12 protein-coding genes are annotated in these 14,870 nt (G+C 64.9%); 7 read left to right on the top strand and 5 right to left on the bottom strand.

The window, feature by feature from the left end; translation table 11 throughout:
* Position 1: 1 nt before the first annotated feature.
* From NGJ21_RS00895 to NGJ21_RS00910, 4 genes are all read right to left on the bottom strand, one after another.
* Entirely contained in the window at positions 2-298 is a 297-nt protein-coding gene (locus NGJ21_RS00895; RefSeq protein WP_115274272.1) for a type II toxin-antitoxin system MqsR family toxin, read from the bottom strand.
* Positions 299-392: 94 nt separating this feature from the next.
* Positions 393-1,718, bottom strand: coding sequence for an MFS transporter (locus NGJ21_RS00900; protein ID WP_115274271.1), 1,326 nt, complete (start codon positions 1,716-1,718; stop codon positions 393-395).
* A 71-nt stretch (positions 1,719-1,789) separates the two neighbouring features.
* Positions 1,790-2,269 (bottom strand): response regulator, encoded by a 480-nt coding sequence (locus NGJ21_RS00905; RefSeq protein ID WP_046785259.1) that lies wholly within the window; start codon positions 2,267-2,269, stop codon positions 1,790-1,792.
* 170 nt (positions 2,270-2,439) lie between these two features.
* Positions 2,440-2,916 (bottom strand): sigma-70 family RNA polymerase sigma factor, encoded by a 477-nt coding sequence (locus tag NGJ21_RS00910; RefSeq protein WP_046785260.1) that lies wholly within the window; start codon positions 2,914-2,916, stop codon positions 2,440-2,442.
* A gap of 205 nt (positions 2,917-3,121) precedes the next feature.
* Between NGJ21_RS00910 and NGJ21_RS00915 the strand changes: the two genes are divergently transcribed.
* From NGJ21_RS00915 to NGJ21_RS00925, 3 genes are read left to right on the top strand one after another with little or no spacing between them, the layout of a single operon-like run.
* Positions 3,122-4,300 (top strand): efflux RND transporter periplasmic adaptor subunit, encoded by a 1,179-nt coding sequence (locus NGJ21_RS00915; RefSeq protein ID WP_196996784.1) that lies wholly within the window; start codon positions 3,122-3,124, stop codon positions 4,298-4,300.
* On the top strand, positions 4,301-6,265 hold the full coding sequence (locus tag NGJ21_RS00920) for a MacB family efflux pump subunit (RefSeq protein ID WP_174142470.1): 1,965 nt from the start codon (positions 4,301-4,303) through the stop codon (positions 6,263-6,265).
* A gap of 3 nt (positions 6,266-6,268) precedes the next feature.
* Positions 6,269-7,672: an efflux transporter outer membrane subunit gene (locus NGJ21_RS00925; RefSeq protein ID WP_174142469.1), complete on the top strand. Its 1,404-nt coding sequence runs from the start codon at positions 6,269-6,271 to the stop codon at positions 7,670-7,672.
* A 31-nt stretch (positions 7,673-7,703) separates the two neighbouring features.
* Here NGJ21_RS00925 and pvdP read toward each other — a convergent pair whose 3' ends face one another.
* Positions 7,704-9,332 (bottom strand): pyoverdine maturation tyrosinase PvdP, encoded by a 1,629-nt coding sequence (gene pvdP / locus NGJ21_RS00930; protein WP_251961688.1) that lies wholly within the window; start codon positions 9,330-9,332, stop codon positions 7,704-7,706.
* A gap of 216 nt (positions 9,333-9,548) precedes the next feature.
* On the opposite strand from pvdP, the gene pvdM reads away from it, so the two are divergent.
* The 4 genes from pvdM (at position 9,549) to NGJ21_RS00950 (ending at position 14,808) form a co-directional block, all read left to right on the top strand.
* Entirely contained in the window at positions 9,549-10,895 is a 1,347-nt protein-coding gene (gene pvdM / locus NGJ21_RS00935) for a pyoverdine-tailoring dipeptidase-like protein PvdM (protein ID WP_046785264.1), read from the top strand.
* Positions 10,896-10,912: 17 nt separating this feature from the next.
* The gene (gene pvdN, locus NGJ21_RS00940) at positions 10,913-12,184 is read left to right on the top strand and encodes a pyoverdine-tailoring periplasmic protein PvdN (protein ID WP_115274267.1); all 1,272 of its coding nucleotides are present in this window, start codon (positions 10,913-10,915) and stop codon (positions 12,182-12,184) included.
* A gap of 12 nt (positions 12,185-12,196) precedes the next feature.
* Positions 12,197-13,078, top strand: coding sequence for a dihydropyoverdine dehydrogenase (gene pvdO / locus NGJ21_RS00945; RefSeq protein WP_174142467.1), 882 nt, complete (start codon positions 12,197-12,199; stop codon positions 13,076-13,078).
* Between the two features lie 74 nt (positions 13,079-13,152).
* Positions 13,153-14,808, top strand: coding sequence for a cyclic peptide export ABC transporter (locus tag NGJ21_RS00950; RefSeq protein WP_046785267.1), 1,656 nt, complete (start codon positions 13,153-13,155; stop codon positions 14,806-14,808).
* Positions 14,809-14,870: the final 62 nt, after the last annotated feature.

A 14,870-nucleotide genomic window follows, 5' to 3' on the forward strand; every position in this document is an offset into this window, starting at 1 on the left:
ATTACAACTCCTTGAAAGACACGATGAGCACGTCATCCACCACAGACAGTTTCAGGTACACGTATCCCTTGCCCGTAAGGGGGCGATAAACGTCCTGCCATACGCGGTAATCACCGTGACATGTCATGCTTTTGTGAAAGTCTCTGCGCTCCAGACCGTTGATTATCTGGAGCATGTCCGGGTAATCCATCCCCAGTGCCAGGGCGCCCCGCAAAGAGGCGGTTGTCGGGCTGACGCGCCCAGCGCTGACCAAGGCCCTGATCCGCTCCAGCGAACAATGAGGCGTTCTCTTTTCCATGAGAAATTAACCTTCCAGGTTAAATTTGGCTAATAGGTTATTCCAATAGCCCCCACCCGGAAGTCTGCCTCACCGCCCGCCAGGCGTTACCCGTTCATTTGTCACCGCACATGAGCGGCATGGGCTCGGCCGCGAATGCCAAAGGTTCCCGGCGGCCAAAGTAGAGGGCCGTGAGCAGCCCCACCGCGCCCATGAGCAGACAAAAGCCAACGCACACCCACGGGCTCCACGGCATCAACGCTATCAACGCCAACGGCGTGGTACTGGCCCACAAGGCGTAGGCCACGTTGTAGGTAAAGGAAATGCCCGACACCCGGATCTGGGCCGGGAACAGCCCGACCATTACCGACGGCACCACACCCACCACACCACAGCAAAGCCCAGCCAACGCGTAAGCCAGCCACGTCATGCCCCACTGGCCCACGAGGCTCGCATACAAGGCACCGATACCCAGCGGCAGCAGCACGCTGTAGATCATCAGCGCCCGCCAGGCGCCCAGGCGATCGACCAGCAGCCCGGCGAGCACACAACCGATATTGAGAAAAACGATACCTACGCTGCTCAGGGCGAACGTGTGCGCGGCGGTCATGCCGAAGCGCTGCTGCATTACCGTCGGTGTGATCACCACCAGCACCACCACCGCCGACGTCAACACGCAGGTCAGCAGCGCAGCCGGGATCAACGCCCCACGATGCTCGCCCAGCACCCGTCGCAGCGGGAACTTCACCGGCTGCTCCTTGCGCTCGCGCAAGGCCAGAAACACCGGTGTTTCACTCAGCCAACGGCGCAACCACACGCCGATCACACCAAATACCCCGCCAAGCAGGAACGGGTAACGCCAGGCGTAATCGAGGATTTCCTGGGCGGTAAACACCTGGGCCAACAGTGTCGCGGTCAGTGCCCCCAGCAAATAGCCAAAGGTCAGCCCGGCCTGCAGGAAGCCCAGGGCGTAACCCCGCCGCCCTTGCGGTGCGTGTTCGGCAACGAATGTCCAGGCACTGGGCACCTCACCACCGACCGCAGCGCCCTGCAGAATGCGCAACGCCAGCAAGATCAGCGGCGCCGCGTAACCAATCTCGGCATAGGTCGGCATCACCCCGATCAGCAGGCACGGCAGCGCCATCATCAGGATGCTCAGGCTGAATACCCGCTTGCGGCCCAGGTGATCGGCGAAGTGCGCCATGACGATGCCACCCAGCGGCCGCGCCAGGTAGCCGGTGACGAAAATCCCGAAGCTTTGCAGCAGGCGCAGCCACTCAGGCATTTCGGGTGGGAAGAACAGCTGGCTGAGGGTCAGGGCGAAGAACACGAAGATGATGAAATCATAGATTTCCAGCGCGCCGCCCAGCGCCGCCAGGCCCAGGGTCCGGTGGTCGCCACGGCTGAACCGGGGCGGGCGAGCGGTATCGATGGCAGTCATGGCACAGGTCCGCAAATCGGCAAAGGGCAAGAGGATAGCAAATAGCTGCCCCCTTGCCCCGTCCGCTGCGGCTATCGGCTGAAGACCGTGTGGGCGAAGTTCCTGCGCGGGTAGGCCGGCGGGCCACTACTGGAAAGGCCGGACGGCAAGGCCAGCTTGCCGACCACCACTGGGCCATCGATGAGCGCCATGAAGGACTCAAGGGCCTCGTTGTCCGGCACCTGCGGCAGGCTCACATTCACCGCCTGGCGCTCGGTCTGCGGCACGCTTGGGACCTTCAGATGCCGCGAGTGATACAGCAAGGCATGCTGAATCTGCGTGCTCACCCGGCAAAAGCGCGCCAGGTCGACACCTGCATGGCTGGCCAGTTCGATATTGCCCACCAGCAGGTTGAACGGCTGCAGCGCGCAGTGCACCAGGCGCTGCAGCTCGTCGAAGGAGTCCACCGGGGCAATCCGGTAATAGCCCAGGCCATTGAGCAGCCTCTCCAGCTGCAAGCGCTGGGACGGATGCTCGTCGGCGATCAGGATGCGCAGGGTCTTGTTGGTCATTGTCGGACCTGGGCAGTCAGGTGAATAGGGACACACTCCCTGACCAAACTGCGCCAGTAACAGGCAACCACCAGGGCGGCGCCTGGCGGGGTCAATCTAGATAGTTGTCTTGAAACAGTTAGAAATCAAGTTGCCAGCACACAGAATTTTCACCGGCACACCACCGGTTTTCAGGATTCCCACTGGCGCATGCGCACGCGGCAGTGCTTCATGGCGTTGACGATGTGCTTTTCCACCAGGCTGCGCGAGATGCCCAGGTGCTCGGCGATCTGCTGATGCGACAGGCCTTCGAGCTTGCGCAACAGGAAGCTGTCACGGCAGGGCTGGCTCAATTCATCGAGTGCTTTTTGCATCAGCGCCAGGCGCTGGTCCAACTGCATGTTCTGGGTGGGGGCCGGGGTGTGCCAGCGCTCGTCCAGGTCCAGCACCTCCAGCGGTTCGGACTGGCGCAGCAGGTGGCGGCGATGACGGTCGATCACAAGGTTCAGCGCCGTGCGGTAAAGGAACGCGCGCGGGTGCTCGATCTGCTGCGTACCGGTGCGTTCGAGCACCCGCAGATAGGCATCGTGAGCCACATCTTCAGCGGCCTGGCGGCTGCCCAGGCGCGCGGAGAGGAAGCTCACCAATTCGCGATAGTAATGTTCCACGACGGCACCTGGGGTACGTCCTGACAGGCTCGGACAGGGTCATGTGATATCAGCGTGGGATCTTACAAATTATAATGATTCTCAGCAACTCTCCTCCCCCCAGCGCCAGCCCATCTAAATCCGCCCCGCGCGCCTTCGTTTAACTGGCACCTCCGTGCGCACCTTGACCTGGCTGCGTGTGGCCACCCTTTGGCTGGAAGTCCGCATGAGACGCATACCCAACATTCGCCGCCACCTGCTGGCTGGCAGCTTCGGCCTGCTGGCCCTTGGCAGCCTGCTGGCCTGGAAGGCGCTCCCTCTGGGTGCCGTGCCCGTGAGTACCGTCGCAGTCGTCCGCGCGGACATCGAAAGCAGCGTCACCGCCCTGGGTACCCTGCAGCCACGACGGTATGTGGATGTAGGCGCCCAAGCCTCCGGGCAGATCCGCAAGCTGCACGTGGAGGCTGGCGATCAGGTGCACACGGGGCAGTTGCTGGTGGAGATCGACCCTTCTACCCAGCAGGCCAGGCTGGACGCCGGGCGGTTCTCGATCGACAACCTCAAGGCGCAACTGGCCGAGCAGCGCGCCCAGTACCTGCTGGCCACGCAGCAGTACCGGCGCCAGCGCGAACTGGCTGGCGCGGGCGCCACACGCGAGGAAGACCTGCAGGCGGCCGACGCCCAGCTCAAGGTCACCCAGGCCCGCATCGACATGATCCAGGCGCAGATCCGTCAGGCCCAGGCCAACCTGCGCAGCGACGAGGCGGAGCTTGGCTATACACGCATCTATGCGCCGATGGACGGCACCGTGGTGGCGGTGGATGCCCGTGAAGGCCAGACCCTCAACGCCCAGCAGCAGACGCCTCTGATTCTGCGAATCGCCAAGCTCTCGCCGATGACCGTGTGGGCCCAGGTGTCCGAAGCCGACATCGGCAAAGTCAAACCTGGAATGACCGCCTATTTCACCACCCTGGCCGGCGGCAAACGCCGCTGGAACAGCACCGTGCGGCAGATCCTGCCGATTCCGCCCAAGCCGCTGGCGCACACCAGCCAGGGCGGCGGCGGCCCTGCCAGCGCGATCGCCGGTACGACAGGCAGCCAGGTGGTGCAGTACACCGTGCTGCTCGACGTCGACAACCCTGATGGGGCGTTGATGGCCGACATGACCACCCAGGTGTTCTTCGTCGCCGGCCAGGCCAGCCAGGTACTCACCGCGCCGCTGGCGGCACTGGACGACAGCGAGGCCGATGACCTGCGCATGGCCCAGGTACTGGGCCAGGATGGCAAGGTCGAACAACGCACAGTGCGCATCGGCCTCAGCGACCGGCTGCGGGCGCAAGTGCTCGATGGCCTCAGCGAAGGCGAGCGCCTGGTCATCGGTGCGCCCCTGGCCAGCGGAGGTTGAATGGCCGTTCCCCTGATCGAACTGCGCGACATCCGCAAATCCTACGGTGGTATCGACACCCCCAAGGTCGACGTACTGCGCGGCATCAGCCTGAACATCCACCCCGGCGAGTTCATCGCCATCGTCGGTGCGTCGGGTTCGGGCAAGTCGACGCTGATGAACATCCTCGGCTGCCTCGACCGCCCCACCTCGGGCCACTACCTGTTCGCCGGCAAGGACGTTGCCCACCTGGGCAGTGACGAACTGGCCTGGCTGCGCCGCGAAGCCTTTGGTTTCGTGTTTCAGGGCTACCACCTGATCCCTTCAGGCTCAGCCCAGGAAAACGTCGAGATGCCGGCCATCTACGCCGGCACCCCGCCCGCCGCGCGCCACGCCCGCGCAGCCGCCCTGCTTGAGCGCCTTGGCCTGGCCAGCCGCACCGGCAACCGCCCGCATCAGTTGTCCGGCGGCCAGCAGCAACGCGTGTCGATTGCCCGCGCGCTGATGAATGGCGGCCATATCATCCTTGCCGACGAGCCGACCGGCGCCCTGGACAGCCACAGCGGTACCGAGGTCATGGCCCTGCTGGACGAGCTGGCCAGCCAGGGCCATGTGATCATCCTGATCACCCACGACCGCGAGGTGGCGGCGCGGGCACGCCGGGTGGTGGAAATCCGCGACGGGCTGATGATCAGCGACTCGGCCTGCGACCAGCCTCCCGCTGCTGCACAACAAGGCCTGCAGGCCGATGACCTGCGCCAGCGCCTGGACCGCGGCGCGACCGTGCGTGGCGCATGGAAAGGCGAGCTGCTCGAGGCCTTGCAGGCAGCGTGGCGGGTCATGTGGATCAACCGGTTCCGCACCGCCCTGACATTGCTTGGCATCGTCATTGGCGTGGCTTCGGTCGTGGTCATGCTGGCCGTGGGCGAAGGCAGCAAACGCCAGGTCATGGCACAGATGGCCGCGTTCGGCTCCAACATCCTCTACCTCAACGGTCGCCCGCCGACGCTGCGCGAGCCAGGCGGCATCGTCACCCTCGATGACGTCGCCGCCATCGCCGAACTGCCCCAGGTTCGGCGCGTCATGCCGGTCATCGGCGGCGACCTGATGGTGCGCCACGGCAACAACAACCAGAGGTTCTACGTTGGCGGCAACAACGTCGAATTCCCCGCCATCCTCAACTGGCCGGTCGTGCAGGGCAGCTTTTTCAGCGAAGCCGACGAACGAAGTGGCGCTGCCGTGGCGGTCATCGGCCAGAAAGTCCGCGACAAACTGCTGGCACCCGGCACCGACGCGCTGGGCCAGTACCTGCTGATCGGCAACGTGCCGTTCCAGGTCGTCGGCCTGCTCGCCGGCAAGGGCGCAAGTTCGGGTGACCAGAAGAGCGATGAGCGCATCGTGGTGCCCTATTCCGCCGCCTCCATGCGCCTGTTCGGCAGCCACGACCCGGAATACGTGATCATCGCCGCAGCCGACTCGGCCCGGGTCGCCGAGACAGAAACAGCGATCCACCGCCTGATGCGCAAGCGCCATCAAGGCAAGGACGATTTCGAGCTGACCAACGATGCGGCACTGATCCAGGCCGAGGCACGCACACAAAACAGCCTGTCGCTGATGCTCGGGGCGATCGCTGCGATCTCGTTGCTGGTCGGCGGTATCGGCGTGATGAACATCATGCTCATGACCGTGCGCGAGCGCACCCGTGAAATCGGTATCCGCATGGCCACCGGCGCACGCCAGCGCGACATCCTGCGCCAGTTCCTCAGCGAGGCGGTCATGCTGTCGATGGTCGGCGGGTTGACCGGCATCGTGCTGGCGCTGCTGATCGGCGGCGCGCTGATACTCGCCGAAGTCGCCGTCGCCTTCGCCCTGCCCGCCATCCTTGGCGCCTTCGGTTGCGCCGCCATCACCGGCGTGGTGTTCGGTTTCATGCCAGCACGCAAGGCCGCCCGACTCGACCCGGTCAAAGCCCTTACCAGCGAATAATCCATGACATTGCCAAGCCGCATCAGCCTCTTGACCCTGTGCCTGGGCCTCACCGCCTGCAATACACCCCCTGCGCCCTCAAGCGGCATCAGCGCACCGCAACACTGGCAAGGCGAGGCAGCTGCGCCCGCCATCGCACTGCCATCGGGGCACTGGTGGCAGGCGTTCGCCAGCAGCGAGCTGGACCAACTGGTCAGGCGCGCACAACACAACGCCCATGACCTCGCCGCTGCCGCGGCCCGCGTACGCCAGGCCCAGGCCCGCGCCGTGATCGCTGGCGCGCCGTTGCTGCCAGAGGTGCAAGGGGGCCTCGATGGCAGCCGCCAACGCCTGCTGCACGGCGAAGGGTCTGACCAGCTGGACGTCAGTAGCAGCGAGCCCACCTACACAGCCTTCGGCCTGCAACTTACCGCCCGCTACGAACTCGACTTCTGGGGCGGCCTGCGCGCGGCTCGGGCGAGCGCGCTGCACGGCCTCGACGCCAGCCGCTTCGACCGCCAGACAGTGGAGCTGACCCTGGTCAGTGCGGTTGCCGACAGCTACCTGCAAGGCATCGCCCTGGAAGAACAGCTGCGCATCGCACGCCTTAACCTGCGCAATGCACGTGAGGTGCTCAACCTGGTCGAAACCCGCCAGCGTGCAGGGTCCGCCACCCGCCTTGAACTGGCCCAGCAGCGTAGCCTGGTGGCGGCTCAGGAGCGCCAGGTGCCGCTGCTCGAGCAAAAGCGGCAAGACAGCCGCATCACCCTCGCCACCTTGCTCGGTGACCCGGTGCAGGCCTTGCCGGTCAGCCACCAACCGATCACCACTGTGCAGTGGCCGGCAATCGGCAGCGGCGTTCCCAGCGAACTGCTGACTCGCCGCCCCGACATCGCCGCTGCCGAAGCGCGCCTGGCCGCCGCCAACGCCAATGTGCAGGTGGCCAGGGCGGCCATGCTGCCGAAGCTGACGCTTGGCGCCAACCTTGGCACGGGCGCGAACACCTTTGCCCAGGTGCTCGACAGTTCCTACTACACACTCACCGCCGGCCTGGTCGCGCCCATCTTCAACAACGGCCGGCTGCGCGCCTCACGCGCGCTGGCCGAAGCCGAGCAGGACGAACTGCTGGAAAACTATCGCAGCAGCATCCTCGCCGGCTTTGCCGATGTTGAAAAAGCCCTTAACGCCATTGAGGGTGTGGAGCGTCAACGGCTGTGGCAGGACGAGGAAGTGTTGCAGGCACGCCAGGCCTTCGACCTGGCACAACAGCGCTATGGGGCTGGCGCCGAGACCCTGCTGACCGTGCTGGAAACCCAGCGCACGCTTTACCTGGCCCAGGACCAGCAAGCGCAGTTGCGCCTGGCCCGCCTGCAGGGCAGCGTGGCGCTGTACAAGGCGCTTGGGGGCGGCTGGCAGGTACCGCACTGAAAAGGCCGCGCACGGCTTGCGGCCAGTGTGTTCAGCGCTGAGCCAGTTTCAGATTGCGCGCGTACCAGGGGCGTTGCGGGACTTTCGGCCGCAGCTTGGCGAACAGGTCATCGTCGCCAAAGATGATGCGCAACGCCAGCTTCATGGTCTCAGGGTCCATCTCCACGCTGCGCCCAGGCCGCAGCCCCGGTACCGTCGAGCAACCGTGGGTGTCTGGCCCCAGCCACGGGTCGGCCACTTCGACCCAGCGCCCAGGCGCGAACCACGGCACACCATTGACTTCCAGGCGCCTGACCTGGCCCGGGTGGACCCGCTCATGGGCACGGAACCAATCCTCGATACGGTCGTCGATCCAGCCGTGGAAGTGCCAGAACACCGGGTTCACATGGGATGAAAACGGGTCGCCGAGGAAGTCGTTCTCGGCCTGGAACCAACGCGCGGCAAAATCCTCCGGTTTGCGAGCGAAAGGCACTGGCAGGCCACTGGAAGGGTCGCGCGGCACCGAAGCCCAGCGCATGTGCAGCCAGTCGTGCAAACCCAGCTCCATTTCCGAACCGAACTGCCCCAGCGTAAGCGTGCTCAGGTAGTGCGGATCAGTGTACTTCGACTCCCAGACCTGGAAGTTGGCATGGAACGTTTCGGGCGTCTTTATATCGCGCACCCATTGGGTGTACGCGGCATCGTCCGAAGCCAGCCAGGTAGGCGGTAGGGCATTGCCATCATGGTTGTCGAAATAGCGGGCGAAGCCGATACGGTCGCGCTCAAGCTCCGGCTGCGGCAGCGGAAAACGCGGCCAGGAGGGTAGGTCCTGGAGGGCCCGGGCAGCACCCAGCATGTGCCGGTGCATGAAGAAAAAATCCACGCCCGAACCGTTGCGGTCCTTGTGCCGGCCCCGCGCATCGCGTTCATGGCCCCGCGGCCCTGGCTGCCAGCCCAGGCCGCGCAGCGCTGCCTGTTTGTCCTCGTCCAGCTTGTGCCACTTGTCGCGCGCGGCATGCCAGAGCTGGTGGAACAATCGATGCTCCGGCGCGATCAGCCTCGCCAGCAAGGCCGGTGCCAGGGGCGCCCGTTCGCGGGCCTCGGGGAAAGGCCGCTTGAGCGCTAGAAACCGGTTGTCCTGCTCGGGCAGCGTCAATGCGCGGTTCAGCGGCAGGATGCGGCCATTGAGTGTCGCCTGACCGGCGTTGCCGAACCCGCCCCAGGCTTCGTCGAGGACCACCTGGCACTCATAGTTCGCCTGCTCCTGGCCCGGCTGCGTCGAAAACAGCCGCCAGCGCAGTGTCCCTGGCTTGTCCCCCAGCAGGTCGCCCATCACGCGATAGCGCGGCTCTTGCGGACCACGCAGGCGCTCGGGCGTGTCCAAGTAACCACGCAGGCCACGCCCACTGTGGGCAACGTCCAGCAACAGCTCCAGCTCCCCATCAGGCAAACCGTGCAGCCCTGCGTCCCTGCCCTGCGCTGTCCAGAGCCAGCACCCGCGCAAGTTGTCGCCCAACTGCTGCAGGGGCGCATCGGCAAGTTCGACAACGGCTTCGCCCGGGGTTTCAGGATACTGCTCGTCGAACTGCTGGCGCTGCACGTGCCGCACATACAGCGCACCGGGCACCGCCATGCCTGTCAATGCCACACCGGCGATGAACCCGCGTCGAGAAATCGTCATTGCACTACCTGAGCATTCATTGCGGCCATGGAGCACGGCCCGTCCAAGGCTAGAACGTTGTGCAGTACGCAAAATTTACCGCCGCAGGCAGACGGCCTGTGACGCAGCCAACGATAAATTTGCCCCGCCGTTGTTCGTCCACCTGATACCCAAGCCCTGCCCGCGCAGCAAACCCTGAGCCGGCAGCCGCCCCGATCACCGCGCAACGAGATGGCAATGACCAAGACCCGTTCCCGCAAAGCCCTGTACATCGGCCTGCCCCTGGCCCTGACCGTTGCCCTGGCAAGTGCCGCTGGCTACTTCTACTGGCGGCACCTGCACGCAGGCTACCCGCTGAAGATCGTGCAGCAGGCTGAGGAGCTGCACGAGCACATGCTCTCGTTCGACAGCCATATCACCGTGCCATTGAGCATGGGCAGCGAGGGGCACGAAGTAGACAAGGATGGCCCGGGCCAGTTCGACCTGGTCAAGGCCAACCGCGGCCGCCTCTCTGGTGCCGCCCTGACCGTGTTCGGCTGGCCGGAAATCTGGAACGGCCCGAACGCCCCGCACCGCCCCACCCCCGGCTTCGTCGATGCCGCCCGGCAAGAACAGGAAGGGCGCTACAAGATCATCACCGGCATGGTCCGCGACTTCCCCAACCAGGTCGGTATCGCTTACACCCCTGACGACTTCCGGCGCCTCAACGGCGAAGGCAAGTTCGCCATCTTCATCAGCATGCTCAATGCCTACCCGCTGGGCCACGACCTGTCGCAGCTTGACCTGTGGGCAGCACGTGGCATGCGCATGTTCGGCTTCAGCTACGTCGGCAACAACGACTGGGCCGATTCTTCGCGGCCGCTGCCGTTCTTCAACGACACCGCCGACGCCCTCGGCGGCCTGTCACCGCTGGGCGAGCAGGCAGTGAAACGCCTGAACGACCTGGGGGTGATCATCGATGTGTCACAGATGTCCACCTTGGCACTCGAAGATGTCGCTCGCCTGTCGCGCGCGCCAATCATCGCTTCGCACTCGGCACCGCGGGCGATGGTGGATATCCCGCGCAACCTCTCCGACAAGGAGATGCAACTGATCAAGCAGAGCGGCGGCGTGATCCAGGTGGTCGGCTTCGGTCAGTACCTAAAGCCGTTGACCCAGCCGGTGGTGGACAAGCTCGATGCCCTGCGTGCGCGCTTCGACTTGCAACCATTGCAAGGCCTGACCAATGCCCTGATGCCGGGCGACGCGGTGATCGCCATCTGGCCCGAGGCACGCTTCGGCGAGTATGCAAGCTCGCTGTACGCCATTCTCGAAGACGAACCCAAAGCAACCTTGAAACAGTATGTCGACGCCATCGACTACACCGTGAAAAAGGTGGGTATCGACCACGTCGGCATCGCCTCGGACTTCAACGATGGTGGCGGCCTGGAGGGCTGGAAGGACGTCAGCGAAATTAGCAACGTCACCGCCGAACTGCTGACCCGCGGCTACAGCGAAACGGACATTGCAAAGCTCTGGGCGGGCAATTTCCTGCGCGCCTGGGAGCAAGTCCAGAGCGCTGCCCAGCCTGTCGCCAACCGTTGAGCCGAGCCCTGCCTACCATGAGCAACCGCCGTAGTTTCCTGAAACAGGCCGGCCTGCTGGCCGCGAGCCTGCCACTGCTGCCCCAGGCCCTGGCTGGCGCCAGCACACCACTGAGCGGCCCCGACAAATGGCGCAACCTGCGCACGCTGTTCCCGCTCGACCCACAGGTCGCGCACTTCGCCAACTTCCTGGTGACCGCCCACCCGCGCCCGGTACAGGCAGCGATCGACCGCCACCGTGCCGCGCTGGACCGCAACCCCGCCGCCCTGATGGACTGGGAAAGCCAGTACGAATGGCAGCGCGAGGACGAGGTGCGCGAGTGGGCCGGGCGCTACCTTGAGGTCAAGCCGCGCCAGGTGGCCCTGACCGGCAGCACCACCGAAGGCCTGGCGATGATCTATGGCGGCCTGAAGGTCGGCGCCCACCAGGAAATCCTGGTCACCGAGCACGAGCATTACTCCACCCACAAGGCGCTGGCCTTCCGCGCCCAGCGCCAGGGCACCCTGACCCGCAAGATCCGCCTGTTCGACGACCCATGGACAGTCTCCACCGACCAGGTGCTGAGCACCCTGGACAAAGCCATCCAGCCGCACACCCGCGTGCTCGGCATGACCTGGGTGCACTCCGGCAGTGGCGTCAAGCTGCCGGTGGGTGAGATCGGCGCGCTGGTGCGCCAGCACAACCGCAACCGCAGCGAAGCCGAGCGCATTCTCTATGTGGTCGACGGCGTGCACGGCTTCGGTGTGGAGAACGTGCGTTTTGCCGACTTCAACTGCGACTACTTCATCGCCGGCACCCACAAGTGGATGTTCGGCCCGCGCGGCACAGGCATCATCTGCGCAGCCTCCACCGGCATGGAGCATCTCACCCCGACCATCGCCACGTTCTCCCGCGATGAAGACTTCGCCACCATCATGACCCCTGGCGGCTACCACGCCTTCGAACACCGCTGGGCCACCAACGAGGCCTTCAAACTGCACCTGGCGCTGGGCAAGGCCGACGTGCAACAGCGCATCCACCAGCTCAACAGCCTGCTCAAGGCGCGCCTCGCCGAGCACCGTCAGGTCCAGCTGGTGACACCGCGCAGCGAGCGCTATTCGGCCGGTTTCACGTTTTTCCGCATCAAGGACCGCGACGCCGACGCCGTCGCCGCCCACCTCACTGCCAACAAGGTGATGTGCGATGCGGTGTATCGCGATGTCGGCCCGGTGATCCGCCTGGCCCCCAGCCTGCTCAATGACGAGCAGCAGATCGACCGGGCCATGGCCCTGATTACCCAACAACTCTGACAAGGCATCACCATGACCGCTTCCCTGCATCGCCTGACCCTGGCCGGCCTGCTGGCCGCCTGCAGCCTGCCGGCCCTGGCAGCACAAGCCGCCGATACCCCAGGCACGGTGTTCCGTGACTGCGACAAGCTCTGCCCGGAGATGGTGGTACTGCCCGCCGGCACCTTCAACATGGGCACCCCGGCCGACGAAATGGGGCGCCAGGATGACGAAGGTCCGCAGCATGCGGTGACCTTCGCCAAGCCCTTCGCCATCAGCCGCTTCCAGGTGACCGCCGAGCAATGGGACGGCTACCTCAAGGCCACGGGCACACGCATCGCCGACGGCGACGATCGCCCTGGCCGCCGCTGCACCGCCAGCAAGCCCAGTTACAAACAGGGCCCGCAGCAACCGGCAGTGTGCATGAGCTACCACGATGTGCAGGACTACGTGGCCTGGCTGTCGAAAAAGACCGGCAAGCATTACCGCATGGTCAGCGAGGCCCAACGCGAATATGCCGCACGCGGCGCCAGCACCGGTATGTTCCCCTTCCCGATCGACCCGGACAGCACCCTGGAAATCAGCCAGCACGCCAACGTCTATGGCCCCAAGGATGGCTACAGCTATAGCTCGCCCGTGGGCAGTTACCCGGCCAACGCCTTTGGCGTGTACGACATGCACGGCAATGTCTACGAATGGGTCGCCGACTGCTACCACAACAGCTATGAAGGCGCCCCGGCCGACGGCAGTGCCTGGGGCCAGGCCAGCCGGGCCAAGGACAGCTGCAAGGTGGTAAGTATCCGCGGCAACGACTGGGGCGAGGCGCCGATCTTCTCCCGCTCCGGCAACCGCAACACCAATTTCCCGGGCCGCCTGGGTGACTGGCTGGGTGTGCGGGTGGTCCGCGACCTGTGACGGTACGCGGTTAAATTGCCCCGCGGGCCACTCGTCATAACGATGTACTTTTGCCTCTGATCCAGGAATTCAACATGACCTCCAAAACCCGCGGGGCGCTGAGCGAGCTATTCACCCTGCTCAAACCGTTCTGGCCGATCGTCACCCTGTCGGTCGTCATGGGCATGGTCGGCGGCCTGAGCGTTACCGCACTGCTGGCCACCATCAACAGTGGCCTGCACGCCGACGGCGGCCTGAGCAACAGCGTGATCCTCGGCTTCGCCGGGCTGTGTGCGCTGGCTCTGGCCAGCTCGATCTGCTCCGACATCGGCACCAACTACGTCGGCCAGCACATCATCGCCAAACTGCGCAAAGCCCTGGGCGAGAAGGTGCTGTCGGCCCCGATCGAGCAGATCGAACGTTTCCGCAGCCACCGCCTGATCCCGGTACTGACCCATGACGTCGATACCATCAGCGACTTCGCCTTCGCCTTTGCGCCCCTGGCAATCTCGCTGACCGTAACCCTTGGCTGCCTCGGCTACCTGGCCACCCTGTCACTGCCGATGTTCCTGATGATGCTGCTGGCAATCGGTATCGGCAGTGTCGTCCAGTACATCGCTCGAGGCCGTGGCATCAAAGGCTTCATGGCGGCGCGCGACGCGGAAGACCGGCTGCAGAAGCACTACCACGCCATCGCCGAGGGGGCCAAGGAGCTGCGCATCCACCGCCCGCGGCGCCAGCGCATGTTCCGCCAAGGCATCCAGGACACCGCCGACGCGATCTGCGCCACTCAGGTCCGCTCGATCAACACGTTCGTCATTGCCAAGAGCTTCGGCTCCATGCTGTTCTTCGTGGTCATCGGCCTGGGCCTGACCCTGCAGTTCCTCTGGCCAAGCGCCGACCCCAAGGCCATCAGCGGCTTCGTGCTGGTGCTGCTGTACATGAAAGGCCCGCTGGAACACCTGATCGGTACCTTGCCGGTGGTCAGCCGCGCGCAAATCGCCTTTCGCCGTATCGCCGAGCTTTCCGAGCAGTTTTCTTCGCCTGAAGCGCACCTGCTGCTGGAGGACCACGGCAACAAGCCTGTCGTGGTCGACAGCCTGGAATTGCGCGAGGTGAGCTATGCCTATCAAGCCAGCCCCGGTGCCCAACCGTTCCAGGTAGGGCCGGTGAACCTGCGCATCGCCCAGGGCGACATCGTCTTCGTGGTCGGTGAAAACGGCTGTGGCAAGACCACCCTGATCAAGTTGCTGCTGGGCCTGTACACGCCGCAACAGGGGCAGATCCTGCTCAACGGCCAGGCCGTCGACGCACAGGTTCGCGACGACTACCGGCAATTGTTCACCACGGTGTTTGCCGACTACTACCTGTTCGATGATGTGGTGCAGGGGGACACGCACATCCCCGAAGACGCCAACCGCTACCTGGAGCGCCTGGAAATCGCCCACAAGGTCAGCGTCAAGGACGGTGCGTTCAGCACCACCGACCTGTCCACCGGCCAGCGCAAGCGCCTGGCGCTGATCAACGCTTGGCTGGAAGAGCGCCCGGTGCTGGTGTTCGACGAATGGGCCGCCGACCAGGACCCGACCTTCCGGCGGATTTTCTACACCGAGCTGCTGCCGGACCTCAAGCGCCTGGGCAAGACCATCATTGTCATTTCCCACGATGACCGCTACTTCGACATCGCCGACCAGCTGGTGCGGCTGCAGGCCGGCAAAGTCGTCGTCGAACACGCACCCGCCCTCGCCTGAGCCCCACCCGGCGCGCCCCACGCGCGCCGGGTGCAGCTGTTTCGTCACCTGCCTAAATCACC

Origin of the sequence: Pseudomonas sp. Marseille-Q5299 (genome assembly GCF_943737035.1) — a bacterium.
Taxonomy (GTDB): Bacteria; Pseudomonadota; Gammaproteobacteria; order Pseudomonadales; family Pseudomonadaceae; genus Aquipseudomonas; species Aquipseudomonas putida_E.